The 13396-nt window shown below is 68.6% G+C and carries 12 protein-coding genes and 2 pseudogenes; 6 read left to right on the top strand and 8 right to left on the bottom strand.

Annotation, left to right across the window (positions count from 1 at the left end; translation table 11 throughout):
* Positions 1–649: 649 nt before the first annotated feature.
* The 6 genes from MQP27_RS20260 to MQP27_RS20235 form a co-directional block, all read right to left on the bottom strand.
* Positions 650–2011 (bottom strand): glutamine synthetase family protein, encoded by a 1362-nt coding sequence (locus MQP27_RS20260; RefSeq protein WP_242766695.1) that lies wholly within the window; start codon positions 2009–2011, stop codon positions 650–652.
* The gene (locus tag MQP27_RS20255) at positions 2011–3525 is read right to left on the bottom strand and encodes an amino acid permease (RefSeq protein WP_242766694.1); all 1515 of its coding nucleotides are present in this window, start codon (positions 3523–3525) and stop codon (positions 2011–2013) included. The genes MQP27_RS20260 and MQP27_RS20255 overlap by 1 nt, the downstream gene beginning before the upstream one ends.
* A 94-nt stretch (positions 3526–3619) precedes the next feature.
* The gene (locus MQP27_RS20250; protein WP_242766693.1) at positions 3620–4618 is read right to left on the bottom strand and encodes a hypothetical protein; all 999 of its coding nucleotides are present in this window, start codon (positions 4616–4618) and stop codon (positions 3620–3622) included.
* A 188-nt stretch (positions 4619–4806) separates the two neighbouring features.
* Positions 4807–5367 (bottom strand): hypothetical protein, encoded by a 561-nt coding sequence (locus MQP27_RS20245; RefSeq protein ID WP_242766691.1) that lies wholly within the window; start codon positions 5365–5367, stop codon positions 4807–4809.
* On the bottom strand, positions 5364–5786 hold the full coding sequence (locus tag MQP27_RS20240) for an ATP-binding protein (protein ID WP_242766689.1): 423 nt from the start codon (positions 5784–5786) through the stop codon (positions 5364–5366). Before MQP27_RS20240 ends, MQP27_RS20245 begins: the two co-directional genes overlap by 4 nt.
* Before the next feature lie 425 nt (positions 5787–6211).
* Positions 6212–7396, bottom strand: coding sequence for a helix-turn-helix domain-containing protein (locus MQP27_RS20235; RefSeq protein WP_242766688.1), 1185 nt, complete (start codon positions 7394–7396; stop codon positions 6212–6214).
* 118 nt (positions 7397–7514) lie between these two features.
* Here MQP27_RS20235 and MQP27_RS20230 point away from each other — a divergent pair, with 118 nt between their 5' ends.
* From MQP27_RS20230 to MQP27_RS51670, 4 genes and pseudogenes are all read left to right on the top strand, one after another.
* Positions 7515–8084, top strand: coding sequence for a flavoprotein (locus MQP27_RS20230; protein WP_242766687.1), 570 nt, complete (start codon positions 7515–7517; stop codon positions 8082–8084).
* Positions 8085–8376: 292 nt separating this feature from the next.
* Positions 8377–8469 (top strand): annotated as a pseudogene (locus tag MQP27_RS20225) (NrdR family transcriptional regulator); the annotation flags it as partial.
* Between the two features lie 48 nt (positions 8470–8517).
* Complete coding sequence (locus tag MQP27_RS51675) at positions 8518–8706, top strand: transposase (RefSeq protein ID WP_372511258.1); 189 nt, start codon at positions 8518–8520, stop codon at positions 8704–8706.
* A 241-nt stretch (positions 8707–8947) separates the two neighbouring features.
* A pseudogene (locus MQP27_RS51670) lies at positions 8948–9354 on the top strand (IS5 family transposase).
* Between the two features lie 117 nt (positions 9355–9471).
* On the opposite strand, the gene MQP27_RS20215 reads toward MQP27_RS51670, so the two are convergent.
* Positions 9472–10113 carry an HAD family hydrolase gene (locus MQP27_RS20215; protein WP_242766685.1) on the bottom strand — a complete coding sequence of 214 codons (642 nt, stop codon included), beginning with the start codon at positions 10111–10113 and terminating at the stop codon, positions 9472–9474.
* 470 nt (positions 10114–10583) lie between these two features.
* On the opposite strand from MQP27_RS20215, the gene MQP27_RS51665 reads away from it, so the two are divergent.
* Positions 10584–10766 carry a hypothetical protein gene (locus tag MQP27_RS51665; protein WP_372511257.1) on the top strand — a complete coding sequence of 61 codons (183 nt, stop codon included), beginning with the start codon at positions 10584–10586 and terminating at the stop codon, positions 10764–10766.
* Here the strand turns inward: MQP27_RS51665 and MQP27_RS20205 are convergent.
* Entirely contained in the window at positions 10706–12142 is a 1437-nt protein-coding gene (locus MQP27_RS20205) for a NucA/NucB deoxyribonuclease domain-containing protein (protein WP_242766684.1), read from the bottom strand. The two genes, MQP27_RS51665 and MQP27_RS20205, sit on opposite strands and share 61 nt — an antisense overlap.
* Before the next feature lie 345 nt (positions 12143–12487).
* Here MQP27_RS20205 and MQP27_RS20200 point away from each other — a divergent pair, with 345 nt between their 5' ends.
* Complete coding sequence (locus MQP27_RS20200) at positions 12488–13135, top strand: SMI1/KNR4 family protein (RefSeq protein WP_242766683.1); 648 nt, start codon at positions 12488–12490, stop codon at positions 13133–13135.
* Positions 13136–13396: the final 261 nt, after the last annotated feature.

The raw sequence follows: 13396 nt of genomic DNA, 5'->3' as shown, positions 1-13396 counted from the left end.
TTGCCGTCCTTGACGCGTTTGCGGGTCGTGCGGCGTATCTGGCCGCACTCGGCGCATTTCTGCGGCCAGGACGCCGTGAACCGGCCCGGGTAGCGGGTTTGGGGGATGAACCCGGCGGCGCGCATCTCCTCGGCGGCCTGCCTGGCCTCCGCGCAGGCCGGGCAGGCCCCGTCCTTGAGGACGGTTTTGCACGTGCCGCACTTCGGCCGGTTCGCCCGCTCTGCTGCGCGGCGGGCTCGGAGCATCTTTTGGTGGGTGCAGCGTTCGCCGTTCCTGATCCGGTTGAGTTTGAACAGGTGCTTCTCCCCGCAGCCCTCGGTGGAACAGACGAGCAGCCACAAGTCCAACACCCTGCCCGGGTAAGGCTCTTTCGGGGTGAAGCCGGCGGCACGCGCCTCGGCTTCCGCTCGGTCGGGGGAAGTGGTTCTCCCAGCCACCTTCTGGCTCCAGTCGCTGTGATCGAGCAGGATCCCGCCCGCAGACGGCGTGGCGGGTGGTGCTCTGGCCTTCCGCAGGCGCCACCCTGCGGAAGGCCAGAGCGGGGCCCGGACCCACCGGGGATCAGACCCCCCTGGCCCAACGGCGAGGGCCAGGAGTCCAGGCCGCCCACTGCCGCCGAGGGGGGTGGACTCGGCGGCAGGAGGGTGGCTCAGCGGATGCCGCGCTGCCGTTCCACGTCGGTGACCTGCCTGCGGTGGTAAAGGAGTTCGGCGCGTGCCAGGCGGGCGTAGTGGCGTACGACGTCCTTGCCGAGCAGCCGGTCGGCCACCGGGCTGCCGTCGAACTGCTGGAGAGCCTCCCCGAGATCGCCGGGCAGCGGCATCGAGCTCTCGTCCTGGTAGGCGTCCCCGCCGCAGGCCAGCGGTGCCGCCAGTTTCTCCTCGATGCCGTAGACGATGGAGGCGATGCAGGCGGCAGCCGCGAGATACACGGTGGCGTCGGCGCCTGCGAGACGGACCTCCAGGCGGGCGCGCTCGCCGTGGCCGGCCAGGCGGACGGCGCAACCGCGGTGATCGATGCCCCAGTTGTAGCGCAGCGGGGCGAAGGAGTGGGGGCGGTAGCGTTTGTAGGAGTTGACGTAGGGCGCGTACAGCACCCCCAGGTGCGGGAGGGCTCCGATCAGCCCGGCGATGGCATGGTCCATCAACGGCGACAGATCTTGCCCCCGGTGGTGGACGAAGCACGGCTCACCGTGCTCGGACCACAGCGACACGTGCAGGTGGAGCCCGCTGCCGACGCCGGTTTCCGGGGCCGCCATGAACACCGGGGCAAGGCCGGTCCCGGCGATCTCTGCGGCCATGTGCCGGAAGAGCGTGTAGTCGTCGCAGGCATTCAGCGCATCGGTGTAGGCGAACGTCACCTCGACCTGGCCGGGCGCCCCCTCCGCTTTCATCGCCTCGTGGCCGATACCGGCGTCGTTGAGGACGTTCCCCAGGTCACCGAAGAAGGTCCGGACCTTGGGCGGGGGGTTCAGGCTGTAGTCGAGACTTCCCTCCCATACCGGGCTGAGACTCGCCTGCTGCTTCGTGCACAGCAGGAACTCGCTCTCCACCCCGATCCGTGCCAAATAGCCCAGTTCCCGCAGCCGTTCAAGCTGCCTGGTCAGCATGCGGCGCGGGGCGACCTCGACGGGCGTGCCGTCGTCGTGGACGGGGGTTCCCAGGAAGAGGGCGCTTTCAGGACGGGTGGGCAGGATCCAGGCGGTACCCGGGTCGGGCTTGACGAGGAAGTCACCGAAGCCCTGCTCCCAGCCGGCGGAGTCGAAGCCGTCCAGGGGTGTCCGGTCCGGGTCGGTCGCCAGGATGTAGGAGCACATCTCCGCCCCGTGCGCCATCCGGTCCAGGAACACTGAAGGGTTGAAGACCTTGCCCTGGAGGCGGCCGTGGACGTCGGGGACGCCCAGCACGATCTCGGTGACCCGCTGGTCCCGGACGAAAGTCTCCAGTTCCTCCGGGGTGAGCGCCTCGTACGGCCAGTGCTCGGCGGCGGGGAGTGTCGTGGGTGTGGTCATCAGAACCCTCCGCTGTACGCGGCTTCGCCGGGCTGGGCGGTGTGCGCGACGGTCAGCTGGTACCTCTTCTTGCCGCGTGCGAGCCAGGTCGCCCAGGCCAGTAGCAGCGCCCCCAGCAGGGTCACGCCCGCGTAGTTGAAGGAGGTGACGGTGACCGGTGCGGACTGGGGCAGGCAGAACACGACGGTGATGACCACGACGTAGGTGACGGCGATGACGCCAATCGGCTGGCGCCAGCGCCCCAGCGTCCACGTGCCGGGCTGGTAGTCCTTGCCCTTGCGCAGCGCGAGGTAGACCGGGATGCCGTACGCCGGTGTCATGCCGACCGCGTTGATCGCGGTGATCGCGCCGTAGGCGGCCGCCGACCACAGGGCGGGCAGGGCAAGCGCGAAGGGCACAACGACCGCGAACCACACCGCGCGGGTAGGCGTCCGGGTCTTCTGGTTGACCTTCCGCCAGCTCTGCGACCACCACAGGGCCCCGCTGCGGGAAAACGCGTAGACCATGCGGCTGGCGGCGGCGACCTCGGCGTTCCCGCAGAACAGCATGGCCACGATGACGACCAGGAGCAGGGCCTTGGCGACGTTCGCGCCGAGGACGTCGATGAAGATCTGCGCGGGCGCTACGTTGGTCGGCGTGTGCTGGGTCTTCGCGTAGTCCTGGATGGCGAACAGCAGCCCGGCCAGCAGGACGAACCCGGCCGCCCAGGACACCGAGATGGCGCGGACGATGCCCCTGGGCGCGGAGTTCTGGGCGTCCGTGGTCTCCTCGGCGACGTGCGCGGAGGCGTCGTACCCGCAGAACGTGTACCCGGCCAGGAGGGAGCCGACGAGCACGACGTAGAACGGGCTGGAGACGCCGGTGTCGTTGTGGAAGGTGGTGAAGACGAAGCTCACCGACTGGTGCTTGGCCGGCGCGACGGTCAAGGCGCTGACGATGAGGACGACGCCGAGGAGCTGCCACCACACGGAGATCGAGTTCAGGAGGTTGACCAGGCGCACGCCGAACGAGTTGAGCAGCCCGTGCAGGAGCAGGATGGCCGCGAATATGACCATGGTGCTGCGGGTGGAGGGTGTGATGTCCCATTGGAGCTGGGCGAAGGCCCCGACGAACGCTGCGGCCCCGTAGTCGATGCCGGCGATCGCGCCGAGCAGGCCCAGAAGGTTCAGCCAGCCCGCCGTCCAGCCCCAGCGCGGTCCGCCCAGCTTTTCGGCCATGAAGTAGGGACCGCCGCTGGTGGGGTAGGCGGAGACGACGTCGGCGAGGGACACTCCGACCAGCAACGTGAAGAAGCCGATCACCACCCACGTGCCGAGCATCACGGCGGGCCCGCCGGTCGTGAGACCGAACCCGAACAGGGTCATGCAGCCGGCCAGGATGCAGATCACGCTGAAGGAGATCGCGAAATTGCCGAACGGGCCCAGTCTGCGGGACAGCTCGGGCTTGATCCCGAGGACGGTGAGAACATCATCGTCGCTGGCCGGTTCCGCCGGGCGGGCTTTTTTGTGAGTCACCAGAGATCCACTTTCGAAGGGAAGGGGAAGGTGCGGGGCAGAGCGGGGGAGCCGATCTCGTCAGGCGGGCCGCGGCTGGTCATCGCGGGGCGCGCTACCGCAGGACGGAGGATCGGATGCGGAGGAATTCCAGCGTCCAGTCCTTGGAGCGGCCGAGGCTGGCGTTGATGTCCTGCCAGGGCTGCGGCACGGCGTAGGGGCCCATCGCCTGGAACACCCGCGCCGCCCGGTGGGTTTCGCCGCACGCCACCAGGGCGTGCGCCAGGTAGTTCAGGTCCCAGGGCGACAGCCACGCATGCTCGGTGTCGGGAACGTGGAGAAACCATTGGTCGTAGGCCTGGACGGCGAAGTGGCGGACCTGATCCGTCTGGAAGAACCCCAGCGCGCCCGCCTGGCCCTGGCCGTGGCGTTGCCGGTAGACGTCCATGAGCGCGTACAGCGGCAGCACCAGGAGTTCGGGGTTGACCACGCGGCCGGCAACGAGCCAGTGGACGTATTGCAGCGCGACCGCAGTGCCGTGGCGGTGCAGGAAGTACTCGCGCATGCGGTGGTGGCCTTCCCGGCTGCCGGGATCACGCCAGTTGATCTCGTGCAGGAGCGGCCACGGCCCCGCAAGGTGCATCACCGGGTCGTCAAGCCGCTCCCACGGTTGGATCCGCCTGTTCCAGTAGGGATCAACGGCGCGTGGATCGAGGACGAGTTGGGCCAGCTGGAGTCTGCCGATCCACGGCTCCGGCGACTTCGGCCACAGACTCTGCGCCCTCTTCCACTCTTGATAAGCCATCGCCATCGCGCGGCCCACCGTGCTGGTGTTTCCGCCACCGCGATTAAGTTCGAGGGCTGCCTCGGTCAGGGCCCTGGCCCACAGGGTGACCGCGTGCGCGTTGTTCGGCTCTACGTCCCGCCACATCTTGATGACGCTGCGGTCGCTAGCGCCCGCCACGAGCTGCTGGGCGCGGCGCGCGCGCAGTGACCAGTTCTCACCTGTCCGCACAAGGAGGTCGTGCGTGGATGCGAAGCGCCCCAGCTTCAGGTCCTCGAGGGCCCCACGGAGATCTGCGTCGGGACCGACCGGGCTCACTATCAGGTTCATGTCATCGGGGGGTGTCACTCGGTCTCCGCTGCCGGCCGAGGTGGCACTGGTCGTTAACGAATCGGGCATGATGAGCCTCGTCGTTGAGTGGTGGGGGTGGTTGGAGTAGCGCTGCCGCGCAGCAACGCGACGCGGCAGCCGGCGCGAGGTATACGGGTGTCAGTTCTCGGCCCAGCCCTTTGTCGCCATTACGGCCCCTCGTCGGCGGACCGGCTGTGGCCGTAGGCGACGAGTTGCGACACCGTCAAGGCGGGGCACAGGTCGCCCGGCCCGTCCATCGGCACCACCCAGTAGCTGAATGCGTCTTCCGGATTACTGAGGTCGAACCGCGGAACACCGAGGAAGGAGCCGCGGGCAAGACACTCGGCGCCGCGCCGCGGTTTGCTCCACTCGGGTCGATCGGCGGCACTCGGTGGCACGAGGGCGTAGTACCGGCGGTTGTGCTGGTCGGCGAAGACGGGGCCGTTGTGCAGCACCTGGGCGAGGAACTCTCTCACCTTCTTCGGTGCATCCGATCCGGCCGCAGCGTGGATCAGGCTGGCGTCCATGCGGACGGCGGTGAATCGCATGCCGCATCGCAGGAGAGCGATCCCGCCGGTGCGCCACTCTTCGAGCGCCCGGTCCCTACTGTCAGCGGACAGCAGCAGCCACGTGCCCACGGCCAGCTCGCGCTCCTGCCGGGTGCTTACCAGCGCTCCCGCTGACGACGGGGCGTCGGTGTGCTCGCTGGAGGTCTTCGGGCTGGTCATGACGCCTCCCGGCTCCGTGTGCCCTCGCTCGAGGCGACGCTGGGGATGGTGAAGGTGGCCCACACGTCCTTGCCGCTGAGGGCGGGGGACCATCCAAAGTCGTCGGCAATTGCCCTGACCAGCTGCAAGCCTCGGCCGTCCTCAGCGCCCGCGGCTGCGCAGGACGGCGCGGGAAAGGCCTGGTTGAAGTCCCGTACGCAGACGTTCAGCGCTCCGGGCAGACGCCTGACGGTCAGCCGCGCACTCCTTGTTCCGGTGCCCGCGTCCGGCTGCACGTGCCTCAGGACGTTGGTCAGCAACTCCGAGACCGTTAAGGTCACCCGCTCTGCCAGGCCATGCAGATCCCATAGCGTGGCCGGCCGGTCGTTGGCGGGCGGCTGCGCGGTGGGGCCGATCAGGCGGCTGACGGTGTTGCGCATGGTGTCGATGTCCACTGGCCGCGTGGCCGCTGCGGTCTCCGTGGTGGTGTTCCTCGCCCGGCGCCTGTCTGCGGGCAGGTGCGGCAGGCCCGGGACACGGGATGACGGGACGCAGCTGCAGGCACCGACCGTCTGGGGACAGTGGTGCGGGGTGCACAGAGGGAGCTGGTGGATCGGCCGGGAACGGCTGCGATCTCCTGCGCGCTGGTGGGCGCTGGCCGGGGTCGTTGCGCTCATCTGCTGCTCCCTTGCGACGTGGCGGGTTGAGCAGTCGGGTGACTGCCTGGGCACACCAGGCAAGCGAGGGCCAGCGTCGTGAGCCGTCAGCACCGTGTTGTGCGTCTGCTGCCAACGGTGTGCGCAACCAGCGTGTCGCGCATGAAAGGAGGCAACGCTCACAGTTGTGTGAGCGGGGGTGAGCGGGGCTAGAGGCCGACCCAGGAGGCCATGTGGTGGAGAGTGTCCGGGGTGCGGCGGGAGATATGAACGAGCCCGGTGATCGTTTCGCGGGCCGCGGGGTGGTAGCGCGTCTGCTCGGGGGCCAGACGGCGGGCCTCGACAAGCGAGGCCAACGCGCCTTGGGGGTGGCCTGTCTCCATTTCGCAGCGTGCCTGGTCGATCAAGAAGTGCGCGCGGCGGGAGGTGGCCAGCTGGGCCGGCAGTTTGATAGTGCGGGCCTGGGTGAGGGCGTCATCGTAGCGGCGCATCTCCACAGCCGCGGACATTCGGTGCAGGGCGACGTTGGCCGGACCGAAGCTGAGCCAGTGCACGTTGGAAGCGTCCCCGGTGCGCGACGCGATCGACTCCGCCTGAGCGAGGTGACACTCGACGGCGTCCTCGTTGCTGGCGCGGGCCGCGATCACGCAGGCGCCGAGGTGGAGTTGCCCAGTGACGGCGAGCGCCTCGCGCCCCTGGTCGGCCTGGCCGACCACGCTGTGGCCGGCGGTGATCAGCCGTTGGCCGATGCGGTATTCGCCCTCCCGGAAGTACACCAGCGCCCGCATGTACTGGCGGACCGCGCCCAGGCAGGGATCCGAGGCGCGTTCGGCGGCCCAGCCCATCCGGTCCAGCGCGACCGAGGACAGATCGTAGTAGCCCAGCTTGATGCTGATGTCATGCGCGGAGCGGTAGGCGGAGGCCAGCGCTCGCCACAGCTGGCTGGAGGGCACCGTCCAGGCCGCGTGTGTCAGCTCGGCGATCAGGTCCGGCAACTGTCGTGCCGCAGTGCGCAGATGAGTGGCACGCACCTCGGCGCACACTCGGTCCGCTCGCGAGACGAGCTCAGCGGCCGGGCGTACGCTCAGGTCGGGATCAGCACCCAGGTCGTACAGGTCCAGTGCCTCGCGGATCGGCCGGATCAGCTCGGCCAGGCGGTCCCGCTGCAGCTCGCTCACGTACGGCTGCCCGGTCAGCACCGTGACATCAATCTTGAGGACCTTCGCGCACGCCGCCACGAAGTCGGCTGTTGCGGGACGGGCCCCGCACTCCACTTGGTTGAGCAGGCTGTAGGAGTAGGGCAGCAGAGCCGCCATCTGGCGCTGCGTCAACCTGGCCAGGCGGCGCTGCTCCTTTATACGTGCGCCCGTGTGGTTCTCATCCCGCCTGGGCATACCCGCTCTCCGTTCTCAGCGCTCACGCAAACCCTACCGGTGACACCCCCGCCGCCCGCCCCACATCGTGGAGACACTGCCTGCCCCGCTCGCTTTTGGGTGTGATCGGATAGCGGGTATGACGATTGCTTCGCGCGTGCTGTACCTGTTCGGTTCGGCGGCTCCGCCCGTTTTCGATATCGCAGCAACCGTCGAGGAGGCACAGCATCAGGGCTGGGATGTGTGCCTGGGCCTGACGCCTACGGCCGCGCGCTGGCTGGCCCCGCAGCAGGCCGCACTGGAGCGCCTGACCGGGCATCCGGTGCGCAGCGAGTACAAGATGCCGCACGAGCCGGACGTGTGGCCGAAGGCGGACGTGATCGCCGTGGCGCCGGCCACGTTCAACACCATCAACGCGTGGGCCTTGGGCCTGACCCACACTTTCGTGGTCGGCGTGGTCGCCGAGGGCATCGGCAAGAACATCCCCATGGTGGCGATGCCGTGCGTGAACGCCGCCTACGTCCAGCACCGCCGGTTCGAGCGCAGCGTCAGCGAACTGCGAGAGATGGGGGTACGCGTCCTGTACGGAGAGGGCGGCTTCGTGCCCAACCAGCCAGGCCAGGGCCGACCCAAAGAGTACCCCTGGGGCCTGGTGCTCGACGCTGCTCGGGAACTGCTGGAAACCCGGCAGCCCAATTCTGGAAGTTGACGAGGCGGCTCCGCTTGCAGCTGCGGTAGCGCACGAGTCGGGACATGGCGATGGCGCCAGCCGGGTGCACTACGGCCCTGACGAGCGAAGGCATCCCCTTGGCCCGGCGTGATGGAGGGGTGCTGTTCGACGACGGCGCGGTCCCGACGTCACGAGGGGTGTGCGCACCCGTCGGCGTAGCCGACCAGCGGGTGAAAGGACATCCTCATCGGTCAGATATAGACGAGCCAGCAAGGGGGGCGACGACCGATCAGCGCAGAGCGCGGCGGGTCGCTGGCGATGCCCGTGGCGCATTGAGGTGCTTGTCGACAGTCGTACGACCGACGACGACACGTCGATCCGCAGGCGCTGCCAGTGTCCGGACTGCTCCTGTCGTTTCACGACTAACAACGGCTAACACAAAGAGGTTGATCGGCCCTGACTGCCGTGACTGGTGCGGGAGTTGAGCGTTCGGTCTGGTGTGGGGACGTCGCCGTGGATCGTGTCGGATGAGTTGTGGGACCGCCTGGGGCCGCTGCTACCGCAGCGTGAGCGCAGGTTCCGGTATCCCGGCCGCAAGGCATTGCCGGACCGGGACGTGCTGTGCGGGATCTTGTACGTGCTGCACACCGGGATCCAGTAGGAGTACCTGCCCCAGGAGTTGGGCTTCGGCTCGGGCATGACGTGCTGGCGACGGTTGCGGGACTGGAACGAGGCCGGCGTCTGGCAGCGGCTGCACGAGGTCCTGCTGGCCGAGTTGAACGCGGCATCGCGGCTGGACTGGTCCCGGTGCTGGTCGATTCCTCCCACGTCAGGGCGCTAAAAGGGGGCCGCACACGGGCCCCTCGCCGGTCGACCGGGGCCGGGTCGGCTCGAAACACCATCTGATCACCGACGGGCACGGCACCCCGCTCGCGGTCCTGCTGACCGGCGGCAACCGCAACGACGTCACTCAACTGCTGCCGCTGCTCGACGCGATCCCACCGGTCCGCGGCCGGGTCGGTCGGCCCCGCCGCAAGCCGGATTCGCTGTTCGCTGACCGGGGCTACGACCACGACATCTACCGCGACCAGGTCCGCGCCCGTGGCATCGTGCCCGCAATCGCCAGACGCGGCACCCTGCACGGCACGGACTGGGCACCTACCGGTGGGCCGTGGAGAGGAGCTTCGCGTGGCTGCACGGCTTCCGACGTCTGCGGATCCGGTGGGAACGGCGGGCCGACATGCACGAAGCATTCCTCAAACTCGCGTGCTGCCTCATCACCCACCGACAACTCGGCTCATTGTGTTAGCCGTTGTAAGTGCCGACACAGTGGCTCCAGTTCGGTGCATCCACTCCGAACCGTACCCACGTCGAAACGCCGCGCGTGCACGAGGGGCCGCACCGGTTGCGGCCCTTCGTTCTCGGATCACCGTTCGATGATGTCTGTCAGCTGGATCAGGTTGTCGATGCGCCAGTCCGCCGCCGTCCTGACCTCTGGGTCACGAGCCCACAGATGTCCCCACGGCCCGCGGCGGATGTGCGCGGCGCGTAGCCCGGCGGCCTTCGCCGGGAACACGTCGTTGGCGGGATGGTCGCCGACATACAGGGTCGCGCTCGGAGCAGCCTGCGCCACGTCCAGCACCCGCCGAAAGAACTCCGGCCGCGGCTTCGCCACGCCCCACTCGCCCGAGGTAGCGATGAGGTCCGCCGGTAGGTCCAAGTCACGTAGCAACTGGGCAGCGCGGGAAGTCTGGTTGCCCGCCACGACGACACGCACTCCGAGCATCCGTAGAGCAGACAGGGCCGGCCGCACGTCGTCGTAAAGGTCGCTCTCATCCAAAGATTCGCCACGGCCGGCGGCTTCGCGAGCGTTGTACTCCGCAGCGACCTCGATGCCAGGGCGCGCGAGCCGGAGGGCTTCGGCGTTGTCCTGTCCCCGGGCGACGACCGCACCGACTAGAGCGGAGAGGGTGTGGCGGGGGATGTCCAGCCAGTCGGCCCACGATGCCCAGTAGCGGTCGTCCCGGGTGATCGTCTCGCCGATGTCCAACACGATGGTCTCAATCACCCTGGGAGCCTACGGCGGCGTCCTGCCAGTCCCTCGTCCCGGCTGGCCCGTGGGCCAGCGCTTCATGGGCCCGAGCCGGAGTGGGCTGGGCAGTGGTTCGACTTGATCGCGGAGTTGCGGCGGGCAGGCTTGGTCTCCTCTGACATTGTGGACACGACCTGGGCTTGATCATGGGTTGGTTGCCGTAACTCCGGTCGGCCGGTTGCGCGTTGGTGGTCCAAGCAACGACGCCCCGCTTCCTGCGGGGAATGCAGGTGCCATGCCGGCCCGGCGCTGTGATCCGAGCCTGATCCCGCCGTCACCGGGATGAGGCTCGCCGCGTTTGAGGAAGGCCGGTTGTCGGCGCAGGCGTCCGTTGCCCTGATCGAATCGGCGGTGGAGGACTTCAGACGAGGCACGCGTACCACCTGTGCAACGCTGGCTGGCGCGAGAGCAGCTACGGCGGCGACATCGGCGGCAGCTGCCTCGAAGTGGCCGACGGTGTCCCCGGCGGAGTGCCCGTCCGGGACAGCAAGCTGCCGGACGGGCACTCCGCTTTTTGTCGGGTCTGTCGCGTGGACGCAGTTCGTTGGCGCCGTGGAGGCGTTGGTGGTCAGTCGGTGATGTCGACCCAGAACTCGTCCGTGTTGTACAGGATGCGGTCGCTGAAGTAGTACCAGATCAGCAGTCCGCCCGCGGCTTGGTTCTCGGTCCGTGGCACGGCCCGTACCGAGAAGTCCCACACGGGACTGCCCGCGCCCTCGTCGGTGGACTGGAACGGGTACTCGTCGCAATCTTGCGTCGCCGTGTCGTAGGCGGGCAGGCCCGTCTGGTCGTTGTACGGGGTGGTGCGGTTGCAGGCCGCGTCCTTGTAGTACCTGTTGGCGCTGGTGATCGGCCCGGCGGGCACCCGGTGCAGCCCGCGTTCGTCGCGGGAGCCGGTGTACTTGCCCGGGATGTCCTTGCGTTCGATCTCGATCGGATAGGTACGCGTCGGATCGTTCTGGGCGAACCGGATGTGCTGGGCGACCGAGGTGACCCGGCTGTCACCGACGCTGTACTGGAGATGCGGGATGACGTCGTAGTTCACGCACGCCTTCGGATAGTCCTGGAAGAACGTGAAGTAGTTGGCCGAGTCGCAGCGGATGGTGTGGTTCTCGGTGGTGCCGGTGGTGTAGACGTAGTCGCCGCCGCTGCCGCCGAAGCGGAAGTGCCACTGGTGGTACAGGACCTTGTCAGCGGCGGTGGAGGCGGTCTCGTTGGAGTAGATGTCCCAGTGCAGCCACTCGTCGTGGTAGTCCCACTCGTCCCAGGTGTGCTCGATCCCGCTGCCGGTGCCGTAGCAGAACGTCGCGTCCTGGGTGCAGTCGGACAGGACGTACATCGACAGGTCGTCGACCTCCCAGATCCAGCCGTCGAGGGGGCTCCACCCGTCGTACGAGACGGAGCCGTACTGCGCCTGGAAGTAGGTGCGGACCGCGCGCTCCTTACCGTTGCCCACGGTCACCGCGTCGTACGCGACGCTGGCGGTGCCGTGGAACTCACGGGTGCCGTCACTGTTGACGGTGTAGTAGTCGATGCCGAGCCGGCCCTTCTTGCACCACAGCCAGCGGTTGTACGTCTCCCCGGAGGCCGTCTCGGCACCGTCCCGGTCCAGGCATGCCGCGCCGTCGGGGGGCGGCTCGTCACCCCAGCCGGTCGGCGGTGCCGCCGCCGCGGCCGCCTCTGAGCTCGGCACCGTGGCGTCCTTGGTCAGGGGCACCTTGGAGGTGTCGGCGTAGCTGTGCTGTTCCTGTTTGCCTGCGTTAAGCAGCGCGTTCGCCACGGTCTTCGCGGACAGCGCGGACGTACGGTCGGGCTGCACAGCGGGCGCGGGCCTGCCCACCTTCTCGCCCGGACGGACCTTGCCGAGCTTGTACGGCAGGAGGACGGGTTCGCCGATCAGTTTCGTGCCGGCGATGGCTGCGGTTGTGGCGTCCTGCGCATGTGCCGCAGGGCCGGACAGACCGATGGCCAGCGGTATCAGCAGCCCGGTTGCGAACCAGCGCAACCGCCTCCTGATGCGAGACAACGACATGCGGGTGTTCCCCCTCGGTGTAAGAGGGGCCACGCCGTCAGGACAAGGCTGTGCACTCGCGTACAGATGTGACGCATGGAGCGGCCCCCGTTTTTGACCGAACACGGCCATCATTACGGCTGGGCCGGAAGGGGTACCCACGATTACAAGGCAAGGCGCGTGTCTGCTGTGACCATACGGTTCACCCGATATCCCCCGAGGCACCTGCGGCGACGCACAGGGACACACTGGCTGAAACCCCCGATATAAGCGGGGAGATATTGTGACTCACCTGTGAGACCGGCGATCACAACTGCGATGTGAGAGAAGGCGGTGACCGTGACTCATGCACCAGCTGACGCCTGGGACCGGATCGACCGCTGGCTGTCCGAGCACGCCCCCGGCTACCGCGCGCGCCTGCGCCCGCCCGCCGACGGCGAGTTGCTGCGCCAGGTCGCGCAGCGTTCTGCGGGCGCCGAACTGCCCCCGGCCCTGCTGTCCTGGTGGGCCCGGACGGACGGCCTCGACCGTGCGCCAGCCCCCGCATCACCGCCCCCGGCAGGCCACTTGATCCCCGACTTCTACGACCCCTGCGGCGCGGCCGAGGCCGACGAACGCCGGACGATCCACCTCCAGGTGGCACGCGACATCGTGCCCCCGCCACTCGCGGCAGCCTGGGAACAGCACACCCGCGCCCGCAGCGCCGATCCCGCGGGCACGTTGTACCCCACGGAAGCAGTCCCCGTATGGCTGCCCCAGTGGCTGCCCGTGGCCGTCGACGGCGCAGGCGGCGGCCTGTTCACCGACCTTCGGCCGGGGCAACTCCACGGCTGCATCGTCCCCTTCACCCCTACCGGACACGACCGGGCGCCCCGCTGGCCGGGCATCACGCAGATGCTGACCGATGTGGCCGACCGCCTCCAGTCCCTCGACGCGAACGAAGCCGCGAGCATGAGGGTGGGGCACTGGACGCTACCGCGCGGCTGAGCGTTGTCCGACGGGGCGTACTCACCGTGCTCGCAGGCAACCCTGGGGCTGGCACCGTGGCCTTCGCCCGGTCGGTGATCGCTGATCCGGTTCGAGGGAACAGCCCCTGCCCCCGGTGCAGCGGGTGGTGCGAACTGTCTGTACGGCCCCGCGCCCGCGCCACCCACGTGGCCTGGGCCGCCAAGCCCTCGACACCGCGCGTGGGCCGACATCCGCGCCATGACCGCCCCCGCGCCGCCGTCCTACCCCGCGTGGTCGGAC

Origin of the sequence: Streptomyces cylindrosporus (genome assembly GCF_022698165.1) — a bacterium.
GTDB classification, from domain to species: domain Bacteria; phylum Actinomycetota; class Actinomycetes; order Streptomycetales; family Streptomycetaceae; genus Streptomyces; species Streptomyces cylindrosporus.
Note: the sequence above shows the minus strand (reverse complement) of the source record. Positions and strands in the feature narration are given on the sequence as shown.

Coding starts and splice junctions, on each gene's coding strand:
- MQP27_RS20260 (WP_242766695.1), bottom strand. CDS start 2,011: ATGACCACACCCACGACACTCCCCGCCGCCGAGCACTGGCCGTACGAG.
- MQP27_RS20250 (WP_242766693.1), bottom strand. CDS start 4,618: ATGAACCTGATAGTGAGCCCGGTCGGTCCCGACGCAGATCTCCGTGGG.
- MQP27_RS20245 (WP_242766691.1), bottom strand. CDS start 5,367: ATGACCAGCCCGAAGACCTCCAGCGAGCACACCGACGCCCCGTCGTCA.
- MQP27_RS20240 (WP_242766689.1), bottom strand. CDS start 5,786: ATGCGCAACACCGTCAGCCGCCTGATCGGCCCCACCGCGCAGCCGCCC.
- MQP27_RS20235 (WP_242766688.1), bottom strand. CDS start 7,396: ATGCCCAGGCGGGATGAGAACCACACGGGCGCACGTATAAAGGAGCAG.
- MQP27_RS20230 (WP_242766687.1), top strand. CDS start 7,515: ATGACGATTGCTTCGCGCGTGCTGTACCTGTTCGGTTCGGCGGCTCCG.